This is a genomic window from Pseudomonas sp. TE3899, from assembly GCF_056279105.1.
Genome location: NZ_JBWBQR010000001.1, coordinates 6,041,937 through 6,067,500, shown reverse-complemented (window position 1 = coordinate 6,067,500; position 25,564 = coordinate 6,041,937). Strand labels below are relative to the sequence as shown.

The 25,564-nt window shown below is 59.9% G+C and carries 24 protein-coding genes and 1 pseudogene; 10 read left to right on the top strand and 15 right to left on the bottom strand.

What is annotated here, in order from left to right:
* Nucleotides 1-302 precede the first annotated feature (302 nt).
* From msrQ to ACZ89E_RS27605, 6 genes are all read right to left on the bottom strand, one after another.
* Nucleotides 303-923 carry a protein-methionine-sulfoxide reductase heme-binding subunit MsrQ gene (gene msrQ / locus ACZ89E_RS27630; protein WP_476256788.1) on the bottom strand — a complete coding sequence of 207 codons (621 nt, stop codon included), beginning with the start codon at nt 921-923 and terminating at the stop codon, nt 303-305.
* On the bottom strand, nt 923-1,936 hold the full coding sequence (msrP, locus tag ACZ89E_RS27625) for a protein-methionine-sulfoxide reductase catalytic subunit MsrP (RefSeq protein WP_463258480.1): 1,014 nt from the start codon (nt 1,934-1,936) through the stop codon (nt 923-925). Before msrP ends, msrQ begins: the two co-directional genes overlap by 1 nt.
* Before the next feature lie 63 nt (nt 1,937-1,999).
* Nucleotides 2,000-2,857, bottom strand: a complete 858-nt coding sequence (gene pssA / locus ACZ89E_RS27620; RefSeq protein WP_476256787.1) for a CDP-diacylglycerol--serine O-phosphatidyltransferase — start codon at nt 2,855-2,857, stop codon at nt 2,000-2,002.
* A 144-nt stretch (nt 2,858-3,001) separates the two neighbouring features.
* A complete protein-coding gene (ilvC, locus tag ACZ89E_RS27615) occupies nt 3,002-4,018 on the bottom strand; it encodes a ketol-acid reductoisomerase (RefSeq protein ID WP_123404988.1) in 1,017 nt (338 codons plus the stop codon).
* A gap of 48 nt (nt 4,019-4,066) precedes the next feature.
* Nucleotides 4,067-4,558, bottom strand: a complete 492-nt coding sequence (gene ilvN, locus ACZ89E_RS27610) for an acetolactate synthase small subunit (RefSeq protein WP_003176102.1) — start codon at nt 4,556-4,558, stop codon at nt 4,067-4,069.
* A 2-nt stretch (nt 4,559-4,560) separates the two neighbouring features.
* Entirely contained in the window at nt 4,561-6,285 is a 1,725-nt protein-coding gene (locus ACZ89E_RS27605) for an acetolactate synthase 3 large subunit (protein ID WP_429512486.1), read from the bottom strand.
* Between the two features lie 401 nt (nt 6,286-6,686).
* Here ACZ89E_RS27605 and ACZ89E_RS27600 point away from each other — a divergent pair, with 401 nt between their 5' ends.
* Entirely contained in the window at nt 6,687-7,109 is a 423-nt protein-coding gene (locus ACZ89E_RS27600; RefSeq protein WP_149661082.1) for a DUF4124 domain-containing protein, read from the top strand.
* Nucleotides 7,110-7,217: 108 nt separating this feature from the next.
* Here the strand turns inward: ACZ89E_RS27600 and ACZ89E_RS27595 are convergent, their stop codons facing one another.
* From ACZ89E_RS27595 to mrcB, 3 genes are read right to left on the bottom strand one after another with little or no spacing between them, the layout of a single operon-like run.
* Nucleotides 7,218-7,553, bottom strand: a complete 336-nt coding sequence (locus ACZ89E_RS27595; RefSeq protein WP_149418325.1) for a YqcC family protein — start codon at nt 7,551-7,553, stop codon at nt 7,218-7,220.
* Complete coding sequence (locus tag ACZ89E_RS27590; protein ID WP_476256786.1) at nt 7,553-8,305, bottom strand: tetratricopeptide repeat protein; 753 nt, start codon at nt 8,303-8,305, stop codon at nt 7,553-7,555. The genes ACZ89E_RS27595 and ACZ89E_RS27590 overlap by 1 nt, the downstream gene beginning before the upstream one ends.
* A gap of 16 nt (nt 8,306-8,321) precedes the next feature.
* Nucleotides 8,322-10,646, bottom strand: coding sequence for a penicillin-binding protein 1B (gene mrcB, locus ACZ89E_RS27585; protein WP_149661080.1), 2,325 nt, complete (start codon nt 10,644-10,646; stop codon nt 8,322-8,324).
* 118 nt (nt 10,647-10,764) lie between these two features.
* Here mrcB and ACZ89E_RS27580 point away from each other — a divergent pair.
* The 4 genes and pseudogenes from ACZ89E_RS27580 (at nt 10,765) to ACZ89E_RS27565 (ending at nt 14,090) form a co-directional block, all read left to right on the top strand.
* A pseudogene (locus ACZ89E_RS27580) lies at nt 10,765-12,322 on the top strand (bifunctional aminoglycoside phosphotransferase/ATP-binding protein).
* Nucleotides 12,323-12,413: 91 nt separating this feature from the next.
* Nucleotides 12,414-12,758 (top strand): pentapeptide repeat-containing protein, encoded by a 345-nt coding sequence (locus tag ACZ89E_RS27575; RefSeq protein WP_149661078.1) that lies wholly within the window; start codon nt 12,414-12,416, stop codon nt 12,756-12,758.
* A 243-nt stretch (nt 12,759-13,001) separates the two neighbouring features.
* Complete coding sequence (locus ACZ89E_RS27570; RefSeq protein ID WP_007971093.1) at nt 13,002-13,274, top strand: TfoX/Sxy family protein; 273 nt, start codon at nt 13,002-13,004, stop codon at nt 13,272-13,274.
* Between the two features lie 15 nt (nt 13,275-13,289).
* A complete protein-coding gene (locus ACZ89E_RS27565) occupies nt 13,290-14,090 on the top strand; it encodes a Crp/Fnr family transcriptional regulator (protein ID WP_476256785.1) in 801 nt (266 codons plus the stop codon).
* A 219-nt stretch (nt 14,091-14,309) separates the two neighbouring features.
* Here the strand turns inward: ACZ89E_RS27565 and ACZ89E_RS27560 are convergent, their stop codons facing one another.
* From ACZ89E_RS27560 to ACZ89E_RS27545, 4 genes are read right to left on the bottom strand one after another with little or no spacing between them, the layout of a single operon-like run.
* On the bottom strand, nt 14,310-15,161 hold the full coding sequence (locus ACZ89E_RS27560; RefSeq protein WP_476256784.1) for a ChaN family lipoprotein: 852 nt from the start codon (nt 15,159-15,161) through the stop codon (nt 14,310-14,312).
* A gap of 21 nt (nt 15,162-15,182) precedes the next feature.
* Nucleotides 15,183-15,950, bottom strand: coding sequence for a heme ABC transporter ATP-binding protein (locus ACZ89E_RS27555; RefSeq protein WP_476256783.1), 768 nt, complete (start codon nt 15,948-15,950; stop codon nt 15,183-15,185).
* Nucleotides 15,950-16,933 carry a FecCD family ABC transporter permease gene (locus ACZ89E_RS27550; protein ID WP_178129235.1) on the bottom strand — a complete coding sequence of 328 codons (984 nt, stop codon included), beginning with the start codon at nt 16,931-16,933 and terminating at the stop codon, nt 15,950-15,952. Before ACZ89E_RS27550 ends, ACZ89E_RS27555 begins: the two co-directional genes overlap by 1 nt.
* 50 nt (nt 16,934-16,983) lie before the next feature.
* Nucleotides 16,984-17,856 carry a heme/hemin ABC transporter substrate-binding protein gene (locus ACZ89E_RS27545; RefSeq protein WP_476256782.1) on the bottom strand — a complete coding sequence of 291 codons (873 nt, stop codon included), beginning with the start codon at nt 17,854-17,856 and terminating at the stop codon, nt 16,984-16,986.
* 163 nt (nt 17,857-18,019) lie between these two features.
* Between ACZ89E_RS27545 and ACZ89E_RS27540 the strand changes: the two genes are divergently transcribed.
* Entirely contained in the window at nt 18,020-18,337 is a 318-nt protein-coding gene (locus ACZ89E_RS27540; RefSeq protein ID WP_149661072.1) for a Rieske (2Fe-2S) protein, read from the top strand.
* Here ACZ89E_RS27540 and sfsA read toward each other — a convergent pair.
* Together sfsA and ACZ89E_RS27530 are read right to left on the bottom strand one after the other, a co-directional pair.
* Nucleotides 18,334-19,047 (bottom strand): DNA/RNA nuclease SfsA, encoded by a 714-nt coding sequence (gene sfsA / locus ACZ89E_RS27535; protein ID WP_476256781.1) that lies wholly within the window; start codon nt 19,045-19,047, stop codon nt 18,334-18,336. The genes ACZ89E_RS27540 and sfsA overlap by 4 nt on opposite strands.
* A complete protein-coding gene (locus ACZ89E_RS27530) occupies nt 19,047-20,219 on the bottom strand; it encodes a pyridoxal phosphate-dependent aminotransferase (RefSeq protein ID WP_133837726.1) in 1,173 nt (390 codons plus the stop codon). The genes sfsA and ACZ89E_RS27530 overlap by 1 nt, the downstream gene beginning before the upstream one ends.
* Nucleotides 20,220-20,817: 598 nt before the next feature.
* Between ACZ89E_RS27530 and dksA the strand changes: the two genes are divergently transcribed.
* From dksA to ACZ89E_RS27510, 4 genes are all read left to right on the top strand, one after another.
* Nucleotides 20,818-21,258, top strand: coding sequence for an RNA polymerase-binding protein DksA (gene dksA, locus ACZ89E_RS27525; RefSeq protein ID WP_149661070.1), 441 nt, complete (start codon nt 20,818-20,820; stop codon nt 21,256-21,258).
* 206 nt (nt 21,259-21,464) lie between these two features.
* Nucleotides 21,465-22,355 (top strand): tRNA glutamyl-Q(34) synthetase GluQRS, encoded by an 891-nt coding sequence (gluQRS, locus tag ACZ89E_RS27520; RefSeq protein WP_476256780.1) that lies wholly within the window; start codon nt 21,465-21,467, stop codon nt 22,353-22,355.
* 77 nt (nt 22,356-22,432) lie between these two features.
* Nucleotides 22,433-22,609: a hypothetical protein gene (locus ACZ89E_RS27515; RefSeq protein ID WP_003176118.1), complete on the top strand. Its 177-nt coding sequence runs from the start codon at nt 22,433-22,435 to the stop codon at nt 22,607-22,609.
* A complete protein-coding gene (locus ACZ89E_RS27510; protein WP_185058163.1) occupies nt 22,593-25,547 on the top strand; it encodes a sensor histidine kinase in 2,955 nt (984 codons plus the stop codon). The genes ACZ89E_RS27515 and ACZ89E_RS27510 overlap by 17 nt, the downstream gene beginning before the upstream one ends.
* The last annotated feature ends 17 nt before the right edge of the window (nt 25,548-25,564 follow it).

Here is a 25,564-nt window from a genome sequence, read left to right as displayed (position 1 = left end):
TTTTCAAAGTTTCCTTTGCAACTTCAACCACTTGCGCTTCCGATCTCTCGTTAGCGGGAGGCGAATTCTACAGCGTTACTCGCTGCTGTCAACACCTCTTTTGTTCCGCTTTCGACCGAGAAGATCGAACCGTTAACAAGGCGACAACACACTGCCTTATCAACTCCTTCTGGGCTTCGATGACCTGAAGCAACTCGCTGCCGAAAACTGCATAACTCTTTGTTTACCAAGGAGTTTTCCGTTTCGACTGCGCCGGAAGTGGGGCGAATTATAGACTTCCAGAATCTGCCGTCAACCCTTAATTACGCCTTTCTTGCAGAAGGTGTCTTTTTAGCCGTTAAACGCGGGATTCGACGCGCTACAGGCGGCAAACGCAGCACTATCAACAACGCACCTATAGAAGCATAGACAGCCCACTCCTTCAGATCCGCGCGAACGATCCACAACATATGCAGCAACCCGAGCCCGAGAATCACATAGACCAGTCGATGCAGTTTCTTCCAACGAGCCCCCAAACGCCGCTGACTATATCGATTGGACGTGACAGCCAACGCCAGCAAACAGAGAAAGCCCAACGTCCCGACAATAATGTAAGGCCGCTTGCGCAACTCCACGCCCAGCTGCGACCAGTCAAACCCGAGGATGAACGCCGTATACCCACTCAAATGCAGCGCGACATAGGCGAAGCACCACAATCCCAGCTGTCGCCGGACAGCAATCCACCCCGCCCAACCGCTCAGTTTTTGCAAAGGCGTCATGCTTAACGTAATGAGCAGAAGGACAAGGGTGCCCAGCCCCAGGCGATCAACCAGGACTTTGCCCGGGTCAGGCCCGAGCACATCCGCCCAGGCTTGATACAACCAAAGAAGTGGCCAGACCGCGATAGATATAAAGACAAACACCCGCCAAACCGCAAAACGCATCAGTAGTTCTTCCGCAAATCGAGTCCTGTATATAGAGAGGCGACTTCATCCGAGTAACCGTTGAACATCTGTGTATCCCGCACATTGGGCTTGAACAGACCACTCGGTAAGCGCCGTTCCCGAGCCTGGGTCCAACGGGGATGATCGACCGTAGGATTCACATTCGCATAAAAACCATACTCATCCGAAGCAATGCTCTGCCAGGTCGTCTTCGGCTGTTCGCTGACCAGACTGATGCGCACAATGGATTTAACACTCTTGAAGCCGTACTTCCACGGCACCACCAACCGCAAAGGCGCCCCGTTCTGATTCGGCAACTCTCGCCCATACATGCCCACCGCAAGAATTGCCAACGGGTTCATTGCCTCATCCAGACGCAACCCCTCTACATAAGGCCATTCAATCAAGGCGAAACCGGAACGCTGTCCGGGCATGGTTTTGGGATCCTGCAGGGTTTCGAAGCGAATGTATTTGGCGTTGGAGGTGGGCTCGACTTGATTGAGCAACGCCGAGAGAGGAAAGCCAATCCAGGGAATCACCATCGACCACGCCTCTACGCAGCGAAGACGATAGATCCGCTCCTCCAACTGGTAAGGCTTCATGAAGTCTTCCAGTGCGTATCGCCCCGGTTTGCCCACTTCCCCGTCCACCACCACGCTCCACGGCTCGGTTTTCAACGCGCCAGCATTGGCCGCGGGATCACCTTTATCCGTACCGAACTCGTAAAAGTTGTTGTAGTGGGTGGCATCTTTGAACGGCGTGATCGCCTCATCCTTGACGTTGACCGCGCCCCATTTAGTAGAGGGCAGCTTTTCGGCGAACCAGGATGGCGCCTTACCGGGCTCGACATCGGCATAACGTGCAACCTCGTCAGCACTGGCCCAGCGAGGAAGACCGCCCACAGCCAAACCGGCCACGGCAGCACCGAGTACATTACGACGGGATAGATAGAAAGATTCAGGCGTAATGTCCGACTCATGGCAGTCGGACGTTTTGGGGACTTTGATCAGCATGGCTACTCCGCAGCATTGGAGAACAGATGCACCAACAGACTGCGGAGTATGAGGGAAATTACATCACTCGGCGTTTTTGTGCCGACGAAGACGCAACAGATACTGAACCGGGCCCGAGGCTGCATAGCCGAGGAACACCAGCAACAGAATGCGCGGCGGATCACTGAAGACCACGGCAAACACCAGCACGACGGCCAGGATCGCTACAAAAGGAACGCGCCCTTTCAAGTCCAGCTCCTTAAAGCTGTTGTACTTGATGTTGCTGACCATCAGCATGCCGGCCGCCGCTACCATCAACGCCACCAGGAACGACATCTTGGAGCCCTGGATGCCGTAATCACTGAACGCCCAGACAATCCCCGCGACCACACCGGCAGCCGCCGGACTCGCCAGGCCAATGAAGTAGCGTTTGTCCGCAGTACCAACTTGAGTGTTGAACCGCGCCAGGCGCAACGCCGCGCCCGCGACATAGATGAAGGCAACCATCCAGCCGACCTTGCCCATGTCACCCAACGCCCAACCGAACGCCAGCAACGCCGGCGCCACACCAAAGGCAACCATGTCCGACAGCGAGTCGTACTCGGCACCGAAGGCACTCTGGGTATTGGTCATGCGCGCAACGCGGCCGTCGAGACCGTCAAGCACCATGGCCACGAAAATGGCGATGGCAGCAAACGCAAAGTACTTGCTCGCACCGACCGAGTCACCGGCGCTCAAGGCTGCCTGGGCACTCATCGAGTTGATGATGGAATAGAACCCTGCGAACAGGTTCGCAGTAGTGAACAGATTCGGCAGAAGATAGATACCACGATGCCGGACTTTACGACCTTCAGCGTCATGCCCTTCTTCGATGTGCTCATCGATGGGCAGCAGACTTTCGGCGTCAGGAGCCTGCTTTGGCTCTTCGGGACGTTCGCTCATGGACATTACCTTGCAACAGGATGGAAAGTTTCGACAGGTGTCTGGGACGACGGTTCGGCCGCAAACGATGCAGCTTTATACCAGAACCGGCGATCCAAACGAAAAAACGCGGCCTAGGCCGCGTTTTCCGTACAAGACAGCGACTTAGTTTTTGGCTTTGTCGACGATCTTGTTGGCACCGATCCACGGCATCATGGAGCGCAGTTGCTCGCCGATGATTTCGATACCGTGAGCGGCGTTGTTACGACGCTTGGCGGTCATCGAAGGATAGCCGGTCGCGCCTTCGCTGATGAACATCTTGGCGTATTCGCCGTCCTGAATACGTTTCAGGGCGTTGCGCATAGCCTGACGGGATTCGGCGTTGATGACTTCCGGGCCGGTCACGTACTCGCCGTATTCAGCGTTGTTGGAGATCGAGTAGTTCATGTTGGCGATGCCGCCTTCGTACATGAGGTCAACGATCAGCTTCAGTTCGTGCAGGCATTCGAAGTAGGCCATTTCCGGCGCGTAGCCAGCTTCAACCAGGGTTTCGAAACCGGCTTTTACCAGCTCAACGGTACCACCACACAGAACGGCTTGTTCGCCGAACAGGTCGGTTTCGGTCTCGTCCTTGAAGGTGGTTTCGATGATGCCGGTACGACCGCCACCAACGCCAGCAGCGTAGGACAGTGCAACGTTCTTGGCGTTGCCCGACGCATCCTGGTAGATAGCGATCAGGTCAGGGATACCGCCGCCTTTGACGAACTCGGAACGCACGGTGTGACCCGGTGCTTTCGGCGCGATCATGATCACGTCGAGGTCGGAACGCGGAACAACCTGGTTGTAGTGGATCGCGAAGCCGTGGGAGAAGGCCAGGGTGGCGCCTTTCTTGATGTTCGGCTCGATTTCGTTCTTGTACAAAGCAGACTGGAACTCGTCCGGGGTCAGGATCATGACCAGGTCGGCAGCAGCAACAGCGGAAGCAACGTCAGTCACTTTCAGGCCGTGGGCTTCGGCCTTGGCAACAGTGGCCGAACCTTTACGCAGGCCGACGGTAACGTCAACGCCGGAGTCTTTCAGGTTGCACGCTTGAGCGTGACCCTGGGAACCGTAACCGATGATGGCAACTTTCTTGCCCTGGATGATCGACAGGTCGCAGTCTTTTTCGTAATAAACTTTCATGAAATTCCCCTATATATCCAGGCCGTTCAGGCCATTCGCTAATTTGGTTTAGATGCTGAGTACTTTGTCGCCGCGAGCAATACCGGTTACGCCGCTACGGACGGTTTCCAGGATCGATGCGGTGCCGATGGACTGAATGAAGCTGTCGAGCTTGTCGCTGGTACCGGTCAGTTGAACGGTATACACGCTGGCGCTGACATCGACGATCTGCCCACGGTAAATATCGGTAGTGCGCTTGATCTCGGCGCGCTGGGCGCCGGTTGCCTTGACCTTGACCAGCATCAGTTCGCGCTCGATATGAGCACTCTCCGACAGGTCGACCAATTTGACCACTTCGATCAGCTTGTTCAGGTTCTTGGTGATCTGCTCGATCACTTCGTCATGACCAACAGTGGTCAACGTCAGTCGCGACAGAGTCGGGTCTTCGGTCGGGGCCACGGTCAGGCTTTCGATGTTGTAGTTGCGCTGCGAGAACAGGCCGACTACGCGAGACAGAGCGCCGGGTTCGTTTTCCAGAAGCAAGGAAATAATGTGCCGCATGATTAAGTACGCTCCGTCTTGCTCAGCCACATATCGCGCATGGAGCCGTCTTTGATCTGCATCGGGTAGACGTGCTCGCTGGTGTCGACCGAAACATCGATGATCACCAGACGATCCTTCATGGCGAACGCCTCTTCCATCTTCGTCTTCAAATCTTTCGATTCGGTGATGCGCACGCCGACGTGACCATAGGCCTCTGCCAACTTGACAAAATCAGGCAACGATTCCATGTAGGAATGCGAGTGACGGCTGCCGTAGCTCATGTCTTGCCACTGGCGAACCATCCCCAGAACACCGTTGTTCAGGATGACGATTTTCACCGGCAAGCCATATTGCAGACAGGTGGACAGTTCCTGGATGTTCATCTGGATGCTGCCCTCACCCGTTACGCAGACGACGTCGGCATCCGGGAAGCTCAACTTGATGCCCATGGCCGCCGGAAAACCGAAGCCCATGGTGCCCAGGCCGCCGGAGTTGATCCAACGGTTCGGCTTGTTGAACCTGTAGTACTGCGCGGCGAACATCTGGTGCTGGCCCACGTCCGATGCGACATAGGCATCGCCCTTGGTCACTTCGCACAGGGTTTCGATCACGGTCTGCGGCTTGATGACGCTGCCGTCGCCCTTGTCGTAAGGGAACAGGCCGCGATCACCGCGCCACTCATCCACCTGCTTCCACCAACTGGCCACGGACTCCTTGTTCGGGGTCTCGCCGATTTCCTTGAGGATCGCGACCATTTCGGTCAGGACACTTTCCACCGGACCGACGATAGGCACGTCGGCCTTGATGGTCTTGGAAATCGAAGCCGGGTCGATGTCGATGTGGATGATCTTGGCATTCGGGCAGAACTTCGCCGGGCCGTTGATCACGCGGTCATCGAAACGCGCACCGACGGCGAGGATCACGTCCGCATGGTGCATCGCCAGGTTGGCGGTGTAGCTGCCGTGCATGCCGAGCATGCCGATGAACTGACGGTCGGTGCCAGGGTAGGCACCCAGGCCCATCAGGGTATTAGTCACTGGCAGGTTGAGCATCTTAGCCAATTCGGTCAGCGGCGCGGAGCCACCACCGAGGATCACGCCGCCGCCGGCGTACATCACCGGACGCTTGGCCGCCAGGAGCATTTCGGCTGCCTTGCGGATTTGCCCGGAGTGACCGCGAACGGCCGGGCTGTAGGAACGCAGCTTGGCTTTTTTCGGGAAGACGTATTCGAACTTCTCGGCCGGGTTGGTCATGTCTTTCGGGATATCGACCACGACCGGGCCCGGACGACCGGATTGCGCCAGGTAGAACGCTTTCTTCATGACTTCCGGGATTTCCGAAGCGTGCTTGATCATGAAGCTGTGCTTCACGATTGGCCGGGAGATACCGATCATGTCGGTTTCCTGGAACGCGTCGGTACCTACCATGGTGCTAGGCACCTGGCCGGAAATGACCACCATTGGAATGGAGTCCATATAGGCGGTGGCGATCCCGGTAATGGCGTTTGTTGCGCCAGGACCGGAAGTCACCAGTACCACGCCGGCTTTACCGGTGGCACGGGCATAGCCGTCAGCCATATGGGTCGCCGCTTGTTCGTGACGAACCAGGATGTGGGTCACTTCCGGTTCTTTGAACAGGGCATCGTAGACATGAAGAAGAGCACCACCCGGGTACCCGTAGATATATTTGACGCCTTCGTCACGCAAAAAGCGGACGAGCATCTCACCGCCAGATAAAAGCTCCACGTTGTTCACCTCTAAAACGCCAGAATACCGTCCACTCACAAGAGGACGGGTCTTAATAGGTTTACTTCTCGGCAGAGCATGAGCGACGGTGGTCGCCGACTACGTCAGCACTGACTGAGCAAGTATTGGGATCGTCCCAAGTGTTGCGGGCCTTTCCCACCCAGCGCGAGGTAACGCGTTGCGGGTGTAACAGGTCGGCGCGGGTATGCGCCTCATGATCTACCGAGTGGGTCTGCTTCTGGCAGTCCCTCTACAGCGGACTTTGGATTCTTCTGTTTCGTCCCCTGCAAGTCAAGTCGTCTATGTGCTTTATTGTGAGTAAGCACATGAGAACGCAAGAAAAAACCCGTAAACCGCGTGTGTGTTAGCTTCAATTGCGCAACTTTTGACAAGGAAATGGCATGCGTACCTTCTTCTTCACCGCCGGTCTGCTGATCGTCCTGAGCCCTTTGTGCATGGCCGCGCAGATTTACAAGTGGGTCGACGCCCAGGGCGTGACTCACTTCGATGCCCAGCCGCCCCAAGACCAGCAAGCGACCACCGTGGTGACGCCCGCCCCGTCCACCGGCAAATCGCCCGCACCGCAACGCAGCAATGTGCTGGGTGATCAACAGGCCATCGATAAGAACGTGAAAAAGCAGGTCGCCGAGCAGCAGGCCCAGCTCAAGGTGTTCTGTGAGCAGGCACGAACCAACCTTGCCCAACTGCAGAACAATCCGCGACTACGGGAAGAAATTGACGGTGAGATGCGCCGCCTGACTGACCAGACGCGTCAGGAGCGCATGACCGAAGCACAGAAACAAATCGCCGATAACTGCCAATAGAAACCTGTAGGAGCGAAGCTTGCTCGCGAAGGCGGCATGACATCCAACAAATGTGCTGAATGTTATGCCGCCTTCGCGAGCAAGCTTCGCGCCTACACGGGGACGGTGTCAGCGGGAGGCGGTGATCAGCAGGTCGAACTCTTTGAGCAAGACCTGAAGCTGCCGATCCTTGCCCTGGACATTGCGCGCGGCGAAAACCATCTCGGCCATCTCCTGAATGCCCGACGCATTGGGCAAAGGCAGATCCTGTTCGAGGATCGCCTTCATGCGCGGCAGGAAGATCCATTGCAGCCATTGCTCGAAGTCCAGGGTGTCGACCGAAAACGGCTCGACACTGGACAACGCTTCAGCACTCGGCGAAACCTCGTCCCACCAGCCCTGAATCCGCAGTTCACGCTCGATCAGCAGCAACTGCTCGGCAATCTTTGGGAAACGTGCATCCATCACAGCGAAACCTTGGCCTTCTGACGGGCCAGTGCGGCGCCGGCGGAGTCGCCCTGTTTCTCACGAGCCTGAGCGATCAGTTCCCACAGGCTGGCTTGAAGGTCCGGACGGCCATTGGCGAACGTCAGACCACGCCGGGCAAACTGCTCGGCCTGCGGCGCGTCGCCTTGGGCCATGCGCACCTGCGCCAGGCGATAAAGCACTTGCGGCTCACGGGGTGCAACACGCTGGGCACGCTCCAGGCTCGAAGACGCGCCGTTAAGGTCGCCACCGGCCTGTTGCTGTTGCGCGGTGGTCAGCAACGCCAACACGGGACCATCCAGTTGCTCGTCGGCAGACAAACCACCGCCGGTACTGGCGGATGGAATCCCGGTCGGCGCCGACGGCATGCTGTAGCTGCCTTGATTGATCGGCGCGGACTGGACCGGCGACGTATCAATCGGACCCGGGGTAATCGGGCCAGGCGTGATCGGGCCAGGCGTGATCGGCGAAGTGCTGATCGGTGCCGAGCTCACCGCGCCACCACCTGGCACCATCACTACCACGCCGGTATCACCTTGCGGGATCGCCTGAGGCTGGCCTTGTGCAGGACGTTTCACGGTCGTCTGGCGGAAACCACCATTCGCCTGAATCCGTTCACTGTTCGACACCGCGCTGCCGGAATCCACAACCGGGATCGAACCGCGCTGTACGGAGGAACAACCGCTGAGCAAAGCTACGGCGGTAACCGCTGGAATCAACCACTTGTTCACGTGAAACCCTCTTTGCTTAATTCATCCAGCCCTTGACCCAATCCATCACCGTTTCGCCGGAAGCAGGGGTTTCCCCACCGCAAGCGGCACCGGGAGGTGGTTCGCTGCCGCGAATATACGGCATCTGCACCGCACCGGGGCAGTTGGCGTCAGAGCCTTGCCCGGTGCGCGAATCAACCCAGGCCTGGACGATGTTGTCCGGCTGCGGCATGTCCAACGGCAGCGGGTCAGCCTTGCGCATGAAACTGGTCCAGACCTGCAACGCGCCGGTGGCACCGGTGAACGGTGTCTTGCCGTTATCGTCGCGCCCCAGCCAGACCACCGCCAGCAAATCCTGGCTGAAACCGGCGAACCAGCTGTCACGGGAATCGTTACTGGTCCCGGTCTTGCCCGCCAGTGTCAGGGTTTTCGGCAGCACGTTGTAGACCGAGCTGCCGGTACCTTCACGCATGACCCGCTGCATCGCGCTCTGGATCAGGAAAATCGACGCCGGATCGAACCGCTGCTGAATCTGGAACGGATAACGCTTCAGTGGCTCGCCCTCGGCCGTCAGCACGCTGCGAATCCCGCGCATCGGCGTATTGAAACCGCCATTGGCCAGGGTCTGGTACATAGTCGCCACTTCCATCGGCGTCAGGCCACCCGCCCCCAACAGCATCGACGGAAACGCCGGAAACTCACGAGTCACGCCCAGCCGCGCCAGGGTCTTGAGGACATTCGGCACACCCAGTTCCAGACCGAGACGCGCCGTCGACAAGTTGTAGGAATGCGCCAGCCCTTGATACAGGAACACCGTGCCATGGGAGCGGCGATCATAGTTCTGCGGTTTCCAGACCTGACCATCCGCGCCCTTCACCGAGAAGGATTCGTCCGACAACCAACTGGTCAAGCTGTACTGGCTTGGCTTCTCAAGCGCGGTCAGGTACACCGCCGGCTTGATCAACGAGCCGATCGGCCGCACCGCATCCAGCGCCCGGTTGAAACCGGCAAAACTCGCCTGGCGACTGCCGATCATGGCCTGGACTTCGCCGGTTTCCGGGTTGGTCACGACCATGGCCGCTTCGACGTCATCCGAACCCTTGCGTCCGGCCAGGCGTTTAAAAGTGTCGTTGACCGACGCTTCGGCTTTCATCTGCAGGATCGGGTCGAAACTGGTGAAGATCCGCAGGCCTTCTTCGGTCAAGTCTTCGTCGCGATAGTCTTCGCGCAGTTGACGTTTAACCAGATCGATAAAGCCCGGGAACGAGCTGTCAGCCAGTTTGCCGCGAGTGGTCACGCCCAACGGCATGGCCTTCGCCGCAGCAACTTGCTCGGCCGTGGCAACGCCCTGTTGCTCAAGCACATCGAGCACCAGGTTGCGCCGCTCCAGCGCCCGCTCCGGGTTGCGGCGCGGGTTGTAATAGGACGGCCCCTTGACCATGCCCACCAGCAAGGCGACTTGATGCAGTTTCAGTTCGGACAACGGCTGGCCGAAGAAGAACTGACTGGCCAGACCAAACCCGTGCACGGCGCGCTGGCCATCCTGACCGACGAATACTTCATTGAGGTAAGCCTCAAGAATTTCCCGTTTGTCGTAATGCAGTTCCAGCAACATCGCCATCATGGCTTCGGTGAGCTTGCGGGTCAGGCTGCGTTCGCTGGTCAGGTAGAAGTTCTTGACCAATTGTTGCGTCAGCGTACTGCCACCCTGGGTCATCTTGCCGCCAGAGGTGTTGACGTAGACGGCCCGGGCAATCGACTTCGGCGATACGCCCCAGTGGTGATAGAAGTCCCGGTCCTCAACGGCAACCAGGGTTTCCAGCAGGTACGGCGGAACCTGATCGATCTTGATCAGGATGCGGTCTTCGAGGTTTTTCGGGTATATCCCGCCGATCATCAGCGGCTCAAGGCGCACCACGGACAGCTTCGAACCGTTGGTCGCCGAGAGTTCGGCCACATAGTCGCCGGAGAACCGAACCCGCACGGGCTGGGGCTTCTCCATGCCTTCATAGAACTGAAAGCCGCGGGTATTCAGGTCGACGGTATTGCCGTTGACCGCCGCAGCGCCGGGGCCGTTGCTCACGGCTTCGCGTCGATAGCCCAAGGCATCGAGTTCGGTGAGGAAGTCGTCCTTGCTCAGCTTCTGGCCGGTAAACAGCTCAAGCGGGCGGGCGTACACCTTGGCCGGAATGGTCCAGCGCTTGCCGGAGAACTTCTCCTGGACAATCGCGTCGAGGTAAACCGCGAACCCGGCGAGCACGACGAGGCCGACCAGGCTGAGTTTAATGGCCCAGCTCAACCACGGGCTAAGGCCCTTGGAAGGTGGTTTTTTTTTGCTGCGAGGGGATCGAGTACGAGTCATGGCGGCGGATTATACGCACTTTATTCATACTCAACAGGAGCTCGCCGAGGTTTGCGTCAGCCGGACTTGCGGCCATAATGGCGGCCGTGAATTTTCCCCAGACTCTGAAGGATCGCCTGTGAGCCAGTCCCTGATCGCCGCCCTGCAAAACCCGGCCCTCTACCCGCATCCCGTCGAAGGGTTCCAGGTCATCGAGACTCATATCTCCTGGGTCATCCTCACGGGTCCCTTTGCTTATAAAGTGAAGAAACCGGTGAATTTCGGCTTCCTCGACTTCACCAGCCTCGATGCGCGTGAACATTTCTGCGGCGAAGAGCTGCGCCTGAACCAGCGTCTGACTAACGATTTGTATCTGGAAGTGTTGCCGATCACTGGCAGCGCCGAAGCGCCACAAACTGGGCGGTGACGGCCCGGTCGTCGATTTCGCCCTGAAAATGCGCCAGTTCCCGCAAAGCCAGTTGCTCAGCACCCTGCAAGCCAACGGTGAACTGACCACTGCGCACATCGATGAGATGGCCGCGCAAATCGCGCAATTCCACCTCACCGCGCCGAAAGTACCGGCCGAACACGAAGCCGGCACCCCGGACGCCGTGATGGCACCAGTGCGCCAAAACTTCGAGCAGATTCGTCCGTTCCTCAGCGACAAGGCCGACCTGCTGCAACTCGACGCCCTGCAAGCCTGGGCCGAAAGCAGCTTCGAACGCCTGAAGCCGCTGTTTGCCCAACGCAAGACCGAAGGCTTCATCCGCGAATGCCATGGTGACATTCACCTGGGCAACGCCACCGTGATCGACGACAAGGTCGTGATCTTCGACTGCATCGAATTCAACGAGCCGTTCCGCTTCACCGACGTCTATGCCGACACTGGCTTCCTGGCGATGGACTTGGAAGATCGCGGCCTGAAAAGCCTGGCGCGCCGTTTTATCAGTCAATACCTGGAACTGACCGGCGATTACCAGGGCCTTGAGCTGCTGAACTTCTATAAAGCCTACCGCGCATTGGTTCGCGCCAAGGTGAGCCTGTTCAGCATGCCGGCCGAGGCCGATCCAGTGCAGCGCGCCACCACGCTGCGCCAGTACCGCAACTACGCCAACCTGGCGGAAAGCTACAGCACCATTCCTTCGCGTTTCCTGGCCATCACCCACGGTGTTTCCGCGGTCGGCAAGAGCCGCGTGGCCATGCGTCTGGTGGAAGCACTGGGCGCCGTGCGCCTGCGCTCGGATGTGGAACGCAAACGCCTGTTCGGCGAGCAAACCGTGCAGAACGATCCCCATGCCGGCATCTATAGCGCTGACGCCAGCGCTGCGACCTACACCCGCCTGCATGACATCGCCTCGGTAATCCTGCGCGCCGGTTTCCCGGTGGTGATCGATGCCACCTATCTCAAGCGTGACCAGCGTGACGGCGCGGCGAAAATTGCCGAAGCCACCGGTGCACCGTTCCTGATTCTGGACTGCAATGCGCCGCAAGCCGTGATCGAAACCTGGCTGGCCCTGCGTCAGGCAGATAAAACGGATCCGTCCGACGCCAACCTGGCCGTTATCGCCGACCAGCAAGCCAGTCGCGAAGCGCTGACGCCCGCCGAGATTCTCTGCAGCAAGCGCGTTCAGACCAATGAAAGCGGGACCCTCGACACGGTGGTGGCGCAGATTCGCCAACGCATGCCAGGCCTGTAAGAAACTATTTCAGCCGTGGAGCCTTCGCCGGCTTCACGGCTGTCAAATAGTGGCACTATACTGGCGTCATAAAACCAACAGGTGATGTGACATGAGCCAGCCGAAACTTCTCGACACCCCGCTTTATGCCTTGCTGCACAAAGATGACATCACAGGTTTCAACAAGGAACGCCCGGTGGACGGCCCGATCGACATGGTCGGTGGCGATTTCCGTGGCCTTGACCTGCGTGAGCTGAACGCCGATGGCGTCGACTTTACCGATGCGTACTTCCGTTCCGCCGACCTGCGCGGTATCGACTTTCGCAATGCGTCCCTGGAAGGTGCGAGCCTGGCCCATGCGCAGATCTCCGGCGCTTACTTTCCGCCAGAGCTGAGTGCCGACGAGATCCTGATGTCGATGAACTTCGGTACACGCCTGCGTTACCGCACCCGCTAAAAACGACCGTCACCTGACAAGTCCAGCGCTCTCGCCTTGCGCTGGACGCCGCGCGTTATCTGCCGTAATCACTGCTTCCCTGCACCTTCTCCTACTGCGTCCGCAGACCATTCTTGCGCGCCAAGCGCTTTCCTCTTAGAAGCTTTTGCCTCGAAACCGACCAATCAATCACGCTTTTCCTACTGATGGCTACACTCCTCAAAGGCTCGCCCACGCACCGTTCGGCTGTCGCAAGGAGGCTTGATGAATGATGAACTGCAACACCTGAAGAATCTTGGCAAGACGTCGGCACAGTGGCTGCATGCCGTGGGCATCCACAGCGCCTCGGACTTGCGTCGCCTGGGGGCGGTCGATGCTTATCGGGCCGTGCGCACACGCGGGTTCCGGGCGTCGAAGGTGTTGCTGTATGCAATCGAAGGCGCCCTGATGGACGTGCACTGGAACGACATTCCCGCTGAACGCAAGGAAGCCTTGAACAAACAACTGGAAGCCATCTCTTCACGCCACAAGAATTGAACAGGCGCCATCGCCATGTATCTGCTCGGGGAACAACCCGCTTACGCCGACACGCTGATCAATCGACTGCAAAACATGCCCGCGCGGTTGCTGGAGGGGTTATCGCCCTGCGGCCCGGCGCTGGAGTTTGCTGCCGTCGACGACCTCGCGACGCTGCTGCCCGGCAATCAGCTGTTTTTGCTCGACAACGGCCTGTTACATGGCTGCGTCGACCATCGCCCCTTGTTCTATTTGCATGAAGGCGATCTGGTTGGTCTGCGCCAGGATGTTGCGCTGCCGCATTGCCGCTTGCGCAGCGACGGCCCGCTGTCCTTGATGCCTTATCTGCGCGTCGAGGTGTTTCAGCATATTTATGCCGAGCCGCAGCGCTCGGAGCTATTGCTGCAATACCTGATCGGCCAGACCGCCCTGCTGTACGACGCGGTCGCCCGCCTGAAACAACCCGAGTACCGCAGCACCCACGGCTTTCAGCGCGTGCCCAGCGGCGAAGTGCTGATCAGGCAGGGCGATGAGGCCGACCATGTGTTCGTCATCATCGAAGGCCATGCAGAAGCATTTGTCGACGGCCATAAAGTCGGCGATGTGCCCAAGGATGAGATTTTCGGCGCCATGGCGGTGTTCACCGGCGAGAAACGCAACGCCAGCGTGATCACCAACGAACCTTGCACATTGATGCTGATTCCCAAGGACCAGTTTCTGAGCCTGACGCAAAACAATCCGAAGATCGCCCACAGCCTGATCGAGAGCATGGCGCGGCGCATTGATCTGTTGAACAAGCAGGTCACCCAACTGAGCGCAGCTAAAGCTTCAGGCTGAAGCTCAATGATTTCGGGGCCTACAGGCTAATCTGGAATAAATGAGAAATCAGCGGTTGACTTGGTAATGAGAATCGCTATGATTATCACAACTGGTCGCGAGACTGGTCGATATTCTGAAAAGCCCTTGGTTCGGACTCTCAGATTATCTCCTCATCAGGCTAATCACGGTTATTTGACCCGGCTCTTGCCGGGTCTTTTTTTGCCTGTGGAAAAGTGTTTACTGGCTCATCTGCTTGCGCATCTCTGCGCAATAATCCGGCGACGGCGTGGCAGGTGTGTACCAGACGTAATCGGCCATGCCCGCCGTGACCTCGCTGCCCTGCTGCGCCAGCATCAACACCGTGGGGGCTTCGGATTCGCCCAGGTCCAGCACATGCAGCGGCACGCCGACATCCTTGCGCGCATGGTAGGCACCGGCCAACAGCATTGATGGTGTGGGTGCCGCGATCAGCCGCTCAGCGATGCGCCGGTCACGCTGCTGCTGCACCGCCAGCATCGCCGGCATTTGCGATTGGGGCAGCAGGCCGCAATGGGAGCCGCTGATTTGCGCCAGCAGCTCTTTCTTGACCGATGGGGCATTGCTGCGCGAACCGCTCACGGCCGTAGGCTGGGTGTAGAAACCCCGAACTTCGCTGTTGTCGAGGTTGGCCGCCAGCAATGGATAAGGCTGGCCGAGGGCGAAACGCACAATCGGCCCGTACATTTCCCAATCCCAGCCCGATGGCCAGGCCAATGCGCCGGGCAGGTCAGTTGGAAGTGTCGAGGCATGGCGTGCGTTATCAACGCGCGGTTGTTGATCGGGCGTGAGCATCTCCAGCAGCAGGCTGCCTTGAGGCCGCTGCTGCCCCAGCGCCTGGAGCAACCACAATTGCAGTTGATGGTGATCGCGGTTGTCGTGCTGTTCACCAACAATCAGCCGTGACGGCTTGGCCAAGCGTATGACCAGTTCTTGCGCCGTCAACGACTGACCGCTGCGTAAATCGCGGATATCCCCGGTGATCGGTGGCGGCGCCGCCACATGCTGACAAGCACTCAGCAACAACGCCGCCAGCAGCAGAATCCCTCGCATGTTCTCACCTCGATGAATGACTCAGCGGGCGATGATCAGCGGATGCCCACGCTCCGGGTGCGGTTGCACCAGCACTTCCAGGCCGAACACCGCTTTGAGCGGTTCCGGCCGCAGCACCTGCTCCGGTGTATCCAACGCCACCGGGCGCCCGCCTTCGAGCAGCAAGATGCGGTCACAATAACGCGCCGCCAGATTCAGATCATGCAGGATCACCAACACCGCCGCACCGCGATCAGCAAACTCGCGCACCGCTTGCAACGTGGTGTGTTGATGCAGCGGATCAAGCATCGAAGTCGGCTCATCCAGCAGCAAGGTCTGCCCCACCTCCCCCGGCCAGAGTTGCGCCAGAACCCGCGCCAGATGCACACGTTGACGTTCGCCACCGGACAGCGCCAGATAACTGCGACCGCTCAGATGCCCGGCATCGGCGGCGCCCAATGCCGCGGCGATGATTTCATCATCGCGCACCCGGCCACTCTGATAAGGCAAGCGGCCCATGCCGACCACTTCCTCGACGCGAAAGGCGAAGTCCAGGGTCGACACTTGCGGTAACACTGCCAGTCGTTGGGCACGCTGGATACCGGCGCAGTGCCGCAACTCCTGTTGGTCGAGCCAGACGCGTCCCTCATCCGGATGCAGTTCGCCGCACAATGCGCCGAGCAACGTACTCTTGCCGGCGCCGTTCGGTCCCAGCACACCAAGGACTTCGCCCGGTTTGAGTTCAAGATTGATGTCCGCCAGCACGGTTTTGCCGCCGCGACGAACCAACAGGTTTTCCGTGCGCAGCATCAGGCAGGCCTCCTGAGCAGCAGGAACAGGAAGAACGGCGCGCCAATGAACGCTGTGACGATACCGATCGGCAATTCGGCCGGCGCCAGGGCCAGGCGCGCCACCAGATCGGCGAACAACAGCAGGCTCGCACCGGCCAACACCGAGGCCGGCAGCAACACTCGATGATCAGGCCCGGCCAGCAGCCGCACCAGATGCGGCACCACCAACCCGACAAACCCGATCATCCCCGCCGCCGCCACCGCTGCGCCGACACCCAACGCGGTGCAAAACACCAGTTCACGCTTGAGCCCTTCGACATCGATGCCCAAGTGACCCGCTTCCGATTCCCCGAGCAGCAACGCATTCAAAGCGTTGGCCCGGCGCGGCAACCACAGCGCCACCCCGACCGTGACCAGCAGCAACGGCCAGAGCCGCGCATAACTGGCGCCATTGAGACTGCCCAGGTTCCAGAACGTCAGCGTGCGCAGGGTCGCGTCGTCCGCCAGATACGTGAACAAACCCACGGCCGAGCCGGCCAATGCAGTCAGTGCGATCCCGGCCAGCAACATGGTTGCGACATTGGTTTGCCCATTGCGCCGCCCCAGTCGGTACACCAGCGCCGTCACACCGAGGCCACCGAGAAACGCACACAACGACAAAAGATAAGGCCCGAACGCCTCCGGCAAACCGCCAAACGCCGAGCCGCCGACAATCGCAATCGCCGCGCCCAACGCCGCACCACTGGACACCCCGACCAACCCCGGATCCGCCAATGGGTTGCGAAACAAACCCTGCATCGCCACGCCTGACAACGCCAACACACCGCCGACCGCCAAACCCAGCAGAGTTCGCGGCAGACGAATCTGCCCAAGAATCAATTCAGCCTGCTCCAACCCATCCGGGGCAATCGGCACACCGAGCAGCCGCAACGCCGCGCGCAAGGTGTCGAGCAGCGGCAGGCTCACGGGCCCAAGGGCCAGCGACAACCAGATCGCCAGCAAACACAGCAGGCTCAAGCCAATAAACAGCGCGCGAGGTTTAACCAGCGTGGTCATTGGCCGGTCGCGCCGGGATAGAAACCGTCAGACAGTTTTTTCAGCGCCTCGGGCAAGCGCGGCCCCAGACCGCCCACCAACAAGGTCGGATCAAGCTCCATGACCCGTCCGTCCTTGGCTGCACGGGTCGAGGACAGGATCGGATTTTCCTTGAACAACGCCGCACGGGCCGCGTCGCCGGTCAGTGCACGATCGGCGAACACCAGCACTTCGGGATTCAGACTGGCCAGGGATTCATTGGAAAACGGTTTGTAGCCGGTATGGGTCGCCAGGTTGTGGCCGCCGGCCTGTTGCAGCAGCCAATCGGCGGCGGTGTCCTTGCCGGCGATCATCGGCTTGCCGCCCATATGGCCGAGCAACAACAGCACGCCTGGCGCCTTCTGCTTGAGCTGCGCCTCGCTGACCCGCGCCTTCTGCTGATCCAGTTGCTGGTGATACGTCTGCAAAGCTTTCGAAGCCTGATCTTCCGCGCCAAGCAGCTTGCCCAGATGCTCCAGGTTACTTTGCAGCGCCGGCAAATCCGGCTGGGCCGAGAACAATTCAACCTGAACGCCAGCACTGCGAATCTGCGACAGCACCGGCGGCGGCCCCATTTCTTCGGTGCCGACCAGTATCTGCGGGCGCAGGCTCAAGATGCCTTCGGCCGACAATTGCCGCTGATAGCCGATGCTCGGCAACGCCTTGAGGGATTCGGGATGCTGGCTGGTGGTATCGACGCCGACCAGTTTCGACTCACCGCCCAACGCGCTCACCCACTCCGTCAAGGCACCACCGGCACTGACCCAACGTTGCGGCAATTCGACGGCGCTGGCCTCGTGACTGACCAGCAGTCCGACACACAGCGCGACAACGCGGGTACTCAGGCGCATAAACAGCTTCCTTGAAGGGTTTTCCCGGGCATCCGGCGGACAGGCCAAGTATCCTCGGCAGATCGCACGCGCCCCATGGGCGGGCGGCCATTTGATAATTGTTTGCATTTGCGCGTCAAGCCCGGACATATCTCGTCACGCGCCGCGACACTAGAGGATAGACATGAAGTTTCTTTGCCAAGGCTCAGAATTGGCCGACGCCAGCAGTCGCGGTTTCGACATCGACGGCCAGAAGCTCTTCGCCGTGCGCCGGGCGGGTCAGGTTTACGTCTATATCAACCGCTGCCCGCACCGGGGCGTCGGCCTGGAATGGAAGCCCGACCAGTTCCTGGACCCCAGCAACAGCCTGATCCAGTGCGCCACCCACGGCGCACTGTTTCTGATAGAGGACGGCGAATGCGTCGCCGGCCCCTGCGCCGGGCAATCCCTGACCGCTGTCGACTGCCGCGAAGACGCGCAAGGGATCTGGGTCAGCCTTTAACCGTTGAGCAGCACGTCCAGACGTCGATCCACCATCATCCCTTCGTGGCTAAGTTGCACGCCATAAGCCAGCACCTCAACGCCGCACGCCACCGCCTCACGCAATGCGGCGGCGTAGGCCGAATCGATTTCTTCTGCAGGACGCACGGCCTCGATACCGCTGAGATTGACGCAATACAACTGCACCGCACGAATCCCGTCCCGCGCCAGATGCGCCAGTTCCCGTAAATGCTTGGCCCCGCGCTGGGTCACCGCATCGGGAAACGCCGCCACCGCTGTCCCGTCATAACCCAGGGTGACGCTTTTGACTTCCACGTACGCCGGCCCGCTCGGGTAATCGAGGCGAAAATCGATACGGCTGCTTTCCTGACCGTAGGCCACTTCCCGTTTCAGTTCGGTAAAGCCGTTCAGCTCGCTGATCACACCTGCGCGCAGCGCTTCTTCGATCAAACCGTTGGCGCGCCCGGTGTTCACGCAAAACAGCCGGCCTTGCGGGGTTTCGCCGATTTCCCAGGTGCCGGGCAACTTACGCTTGGGGTCGTTGGAACGACTGAACCAGACCTTCCCGCCCTCGACCTGACAATTAAGCATCGAGCCAGTATTAGGGCAGTGAATAGTCAGCAACTCGCCGGTAACGGTTTCGATGTCGGCGAGAAAACGCTTGTAACGGCGGATCAAACGACCTTCTTCGAGGGGAGGATGAAAACGCATCAGCCTTGCCAGCTCTTCAAGCCGCGCGCGATGCGCTCCACCGCTTCTTGCAAGCGCGGCAGGCTTTGGGTGTAGGCAAACCGCACGTGATGCCCGGCCTGATACCGCCCGAAGTCCAGGCCCGGGGTGATCGCCACATGCTCGGTTTCGAGGAAGTGTCGGCAGAACGCGAAGGCATCGCCGCCGAATTGGCTGATATCGGCGTACAAGTAGAACGCGCCCTCAGGTTCCACGGCGATACCGAAACCGAGTTCACGCAGGGCCGGCAGCAGGAAATCGCGACGACGACCGAATTCGGCGCGGCGCTCTTCCAGGATGGCGATGGTGGCGGGCTCGAAGCAGGCCAGCGCGGCGTGCTGGGCCATGCTCGGCGCGCTGATGTAGAGGTTTTGCGCGAGTTTTTCCAATTCGCCGACCGCCGCTTCCGGCGCCACCAGCCAGCCGAGGCGCCAACCGGTCATGCCGAAATACTTGGAAAAACTATTCAGGACGAAGGCGCTGTCATCGACTTCCAGCACACTGGCCGCGTCAGTGCCGTAGGTCAGGCCGTGGTAAATCTCGTCGACCACCAGATGGCCGTGGCGCTGCTTGATCGCCGCCGACAGCCCGGCCAGCTCATCGCGGGTCAGGATGGTCCCGGTCGGATTGGCTGGCGAGGCCACCAGGGCGCCGACGCTGTCGTGATCCCAATGCCGCGCCACCAGGTCCGGGGTCAGTTGATAGCGCACGTCCGGGCCGACCGGCACCAACTGCGCCGCGCCTTCCACCAGGCGCAGGAAGTGTCGGTTACACGGGTAGCCCGGATCCGCCAGCAGCCAGTGTTTGCCGGGGTCGACCAGCAAGGCGCTGGCCAGCAACAATGCACCGGAACCGCCCGGCGTCACCAGAATTCGCTGTGGATCAATGTTCAGCCCGTACCGCTGCTGGTAAAAGCCGGAAATGGCCTCGCGCAGTTCAGGAATGCCCCGGGCCGCTGTGTAACGGGTCTTGCCCGCAGTCAGCGCAGCCTGGCCGGCCTGGATGATCGGCTCGGCGGTGGTGAAGTCCGGTTCGCCGATCTCCAGGTGGATCACATCGTGGCCGGCGGCTTGCAGTTCATTGGCCCGCGCCAGCAGCGCCATGACATGGAATGGTTCGATCGCACGACTGCGCGCACTGTAGGACTGAGCCATTAGCCTTCCTTCAACGGGGAAAAGAATCGATTCTACCTATCCGCTGGAACGAGGGAGAACCTAAAGCGGTCACAGCCGTATAACCGGGGCTGCAAACGACTCAAGCGAGTGTCTCAGCTTTGACTAAAATCAATATTTGATTAGGGTCTGTTGACGTTTGGTGGCGGGCCGCGACGGAGGCCCATTTGGCGCAGGGCAAGGCGCGAGGAACGCAGTTTGGTTGTTCCAAATAAGTTCCGAGTAACGCAGCCCTGCGCCAAATGGGCACCGTCCCTTCGGGTTGTGCGCCAAATTGCGCGAGGCTGCGTTGCGGGATTTGCCAAGGGAACAACCATGGGCGGCATCCCGCGCCTTGCCTCGCGCAATTTGGCGCGCAACGCGGCCCACCACCAAACGTCAACAGACCCTAGGCCTCCAACACCACCAGACAAGGCTTTGCAATCATTTGCAAGCACCCTGGGCCACTACCTCGACATCCGGGAGTAGCGCGGCCCGTTTTGATCTGGTAAGTTCGCCCGCTTGCAGCCGCAGGGCCGGCAGGTGTCGGTGATGGAGCAATCCTGCGCAATGGATTACAAGAGTAGAGGCGGTCCATTTCATGCCCACCCAAGCAAAGCAGCAAAACCAGTCGATCAGCGGCTTCGAACCCTACGTAGAAGTAAAGGGCGAGGAGTACATGGGCAAGCCCATGCGCGCTCACTTCACCAAGATCCTGAATAAGTGGAAACAGGACTTGATGCAGGAAGTCGACCGTACGGTTGATCACATGAAAGACGAAGCGGCCAACTTCCCTGACCCGGCAGATCGTGCCAGCCAGGAAGAAGAATTCAGCCTTGAATTGCGCGCCCGCGACCGTGAGCGCAAGTTGATCAAGAAGATCGACAAGACGCTGCAATTGATCGAAGACGAAGAATATGGCTGGTGCGAGTCCTGCGGCGTCGAGATTGGCGTCAAGCGACTGGAAGCCCGCCCTACCGCCGACATGTGCGTTGACTGCAAGACCCTGGCGGAAATCAAGGAAAAGCAAGTCGGCAAGTAATCTCGACTTGAATTAAAAACGGAGCGTGCGAACGCTCCGTTTTTGTTTCTGACAGTTGCTGGCGCCTATGGCGAATTCGAAATCGCTTTCGCGAGCAAGCTTCGCTCCTACACAGGCTTGCGCCGCCCTTTGTAGGAGCGAAGCTTGCTCGCGAAGGCGGCTTCAAGCCGTGCCCAAAACGATTGAACAGCCTAATATCGGCCCTTATGACTGCCTCCGCCCCCTACATCGGCCGCTTCGCCCCCACGCCCAGCGGCCACCTGCACTTCGGTTCGCTGGTCGCCGCGCTGGCCTCGTACCTCGACGCCCGCTCCGTGGGGGGGCGCTGGCTGATGCGCATGGAAGACCTCGACCCGCCCCGGGAAGAACCTGGCGCTCAGGCTGCGATTCTCAACGCGCTGGAAAGCTACGGTTTCGAGTGGGACGGTGAGCTGGTGCGCCAGAGCGATCGTCACGACGCCTACGCCGAAGTGCTCAATCGCCTGTTCAATCATGGCCTGGCCTACGCCTGCACCTGTTCGCGCAAACAACTGGAGCCGTATCACGGCATTTACCCGGGCCTGTGCCGCAATGCCGGGCATGGCACCGAAGACGCCGCGATTCGCCTGCGCGTGCCGGAGCTGGAATATCACTTTATCGACCGGGTACAAGGCGAATTCCGTCAGCACCTGGGCCGGGAGGTCGGCGATTTCGTGATTCGTCGCCGCGACGGGCTCTACGCCTATCAACTGGCCGTGGTCCTCGATGACGCCTGGCAGGGCATCACCGATATCGTGCGCGGCGCCGACCTGCTCGACTCCACGCCACGCCAGCTCTACCTGCAAGAACTGCTCGGCCTGCGCCAACCGCGCTACCTGCATGTGCCGCTGATTATCCAGCCCGATGGCAACAAGCTCGGCAAATCCTACCGTTCGCCGCCGTTGGCGGAAGATCAGGCCACGCCACTGTTGCTGCGGGCCTTGCGGGCGCTGGGGCAGAATCCGGGGGCTGAACTGGCCTACGCCACGCCCCGGGAAATGCTGGATTGGGGCATTGCCCACTGGGATGCATCGAAGATCCCGCGCACACTGACCCTGCCCGAAGCGCAACTGCAGTGATGGCACTTGCAGTCGCGCTGCCATCCGTTACCATCGCCGCACGTTTTCGGGCACGCGCATAAAAAAGAGAGGCCGGGATGTACATCTATCGCTTGGTCCTGCTTTTGGTAGTGGGGATTTACCTGTTCTCCCCGGCCATCATGGATTGGTGGATCGACGCCACGGGTGCCTGGTATCGGCCGTATCTGCTCTGGTTGATCCTGATTGTCGTGACCTTCATCCTGCAGAGCCAAAAAGATGCCGATGAGCTTTAGCCTGACCCAGATGATCCTGATCAGCGCCGCGTACCTGGCGGTGCTGTTCGGCGTCGCCTGGATCAGCGAACGGGGCATGATCCCGCGCGCGATCATTCGCCACCCGCTGACCTACACCCTGTCGCTGGGGGTTTACGCCAGTGCCTGGGCGTTCTACGGCACGGTCGGCCTGGCCTATCAGTACGGCTACGGCTTTCTCTCCAGCTATCTAGGTGTCTCCGGTGCATTCCTGCTGGCGCCGGTGTTGCTGTACCCGATTCTGAAGATCACCCGCACCTATCAACTGTCGTCGCTGGCGGACTTGTTCGCCTTCCGCTTCCGCAGCACCTGGGCCGGCGCGCTGACCACGATTTTCATGCTGATCGGCGTGCTGCCGCTGCTGGCGTTGCAGATTCAAGCGGTGGCCGACTCCATCGGCATCCTCACCCGCGAACCGGTGCAGCACCGCGTGGCCCTGAGCTTCTGCGCGCTGATTACCCTGTTCACGATCTTCTTCGGCTCGCGGCACATTGCGACGCGGGAGAAACACGAAGGCCTGGTGTTCGCGATTGCCTTTGAATCGGTAATCAAGCTGATCGCCATCGGCGGCGTTGGCCTGTACGCGTTGTACGGCGTGTTCGACGGCCCGCAACAGCTGGAACTGTGGCTGCTGCAAAACCAGACCGCCCTCGCCGCCCTGCACACGCCGCTGCAGGAAGGCCCGTGGCGCACGTTGTTGCTGGTGTTCTTCGCCTCGGCGATCGTGATGCCGCACATGTACCACATGACCTTTACCGAAAACCTCAACCCGCGCTCGCTGGTCAGTGCGAGCTGGGGCTTGCCGCTGTTCCTGTTGCTGATGAGTCTGGCGGTGCCGCTGATTCTCTGGGCCGGGCTGAAACTCGGCGCCACGACGAATCCGGAATACTTCACGCTGGGCATCGGCATCGCCGCCAACAACAAGGCGTTGGCGCTATTGGCCTATGTCGGCGGTTTGTCGGCGGCCAGCGGCTTGATCATCGTCACCACCCTGGCGCTGTCCGGGATGGCGCTCAACCATTTGGTGCTGCCGCTGTATCAGCCGCCGGCCGAAGGCAATATCTACCGTTGGCTGAAGTGGACCCGCCGGGCGCTGATCGTCGCGATCATCATGGCCGGCTACGGCTTCTACCTGCTGCTGGGCGCCGAGCAAGACCTGGCCAACCTCGGCATCGTCGCTTTCGTCGCCACCCTGCAATTCTTGCCGGGCGTTCTTTCGGTCCTGTACTGGCCGACCGCCAACCGTCGCGGCTTCATCGCCGGTTTGCTCGCCGGGATCCTGGTGTGGATGGTGACCATGCTGATGCCGCTGGTGGGCAATCTGCAGGGTTTCTACATTCCGCTGCTGAACATGATCTACGTGCTCGACGACACCAGTTGGCACATGGCGGCGATTGCCTCGCTGGCCGCCAACGTGCTGATGTTCACCCTGATTTCGCTGTTCACCAACGCCAGCCCGGAAGAGGCCAGCGCCGCCGAAGCGTGTGCGGTGGACAACGTTCGTCGCCCGCAACGTCGGGAACTGCACGCCGCCTCGCCACAGGAATTCGCCACCCAACTGGCCAAACCCCTGGGCGCCAAGGCTGCACAGAAGGAAGTCGAACAAGCCCTGCGCGATCTCTATCTGCCCTTCGACGAGCGCCGGCCGTATGCCTTGCGTCGTTTGCGTGACCGCATCGAAGCCAACCTCTCCGGCCTGATGGGACCGAGCGTCGCCCAGGACATGGTGGAAACCTTCCTGCCTTATAAGGCCGGCGGCGAAAACTATGTGACCGAAGACATTCACTTCATCGAAAGCCGTCTCGAGGATTACCACTCGCGCCTTACCGGCCTGGCGGCTGAACTCGATGCCCTGCGCCGTTACCACCGCCAGACCTTGCAGGAACTGCCGATGGGCGTCTGCTCCCTGGCCAAGGATCAAGAGATCCTGATGTGGAACAAAGCCATGGAAGAGCTGACCGGGATCGCCGCGCAGCGCGTGGTCGGTTCGCGCCTGAGCACCATTGGCGATCCGTGGAAAGAATTGCTCCAAGGCTTTATCAACCTGCCCGACGAGCACTTGCACAAACAGCACCTGGCCCTCGATGGCCAGACCCGTTGGCTGAACCTGCACAAAGCGGCTATCGATGAACCGCTGGCGCCGGGCAACAGCGGCCTGGTGTTGCTGGTGGAAGACCTGACCGAAACCCAGATGCTCGAAGACAAACTGGTGCACTCCGAGCGCCTGGCGAGCATTGGCCGGTTGGCGGCGGGCGTGGCCCATGAAATCGGCAACCCGATCACCGGCATCGCCTGCTTGGCGCAGAACCTGCGCGAAGAGCGCGAGGAAGATGCCGAGCTAACGGAAATCAGCGGACAGATTCTGGAGCAGACCAAACGCGTGTCGCGCATCGTCCAGTCGTTGATGAGCTTCGCCCACGCCGGTAGTCATCAGCACAGCGACGAGCCCGTCTGTCTGGCGGAAGTGGCCCAGGATGCCATCGGCTTGCTGGCCCTGAACCGGCGCAATTTCGAAGTCCAGTTCTATAACCTGTGCGACCCCGATCACTGGGTCGAAGGCGACCCCCAGCGGCTCGCCCAGGTGTTGATCAACCTGCTCTCCAACGCCCGCGACGCCTCACCGCCGCACAGTGCGGTACGGGTCAAAAGCGAAGCCGGCGAACACACGGTCGACCTGATCGTGGAAGACGAAGGCAGCGGTATTCCGAAGAACATCATGGATAGATTGTTCGAACCTTTCTTCACCACCAAGGATCCTGGCGAAGGCACCGGTCTGGGCCTTGCACTGGTCTATTCCATCGTTGAAGAGCATTATGGACAAATCACCATCGACAGCCCGGCTGATGTTCAAAGCCAACGCGGTACCCGTATCCGGGTGACTTTGCCGCGTCATGTCGAAGCGACGTCCGCTGTGAACTGAGACCGTCGAGAGTATCG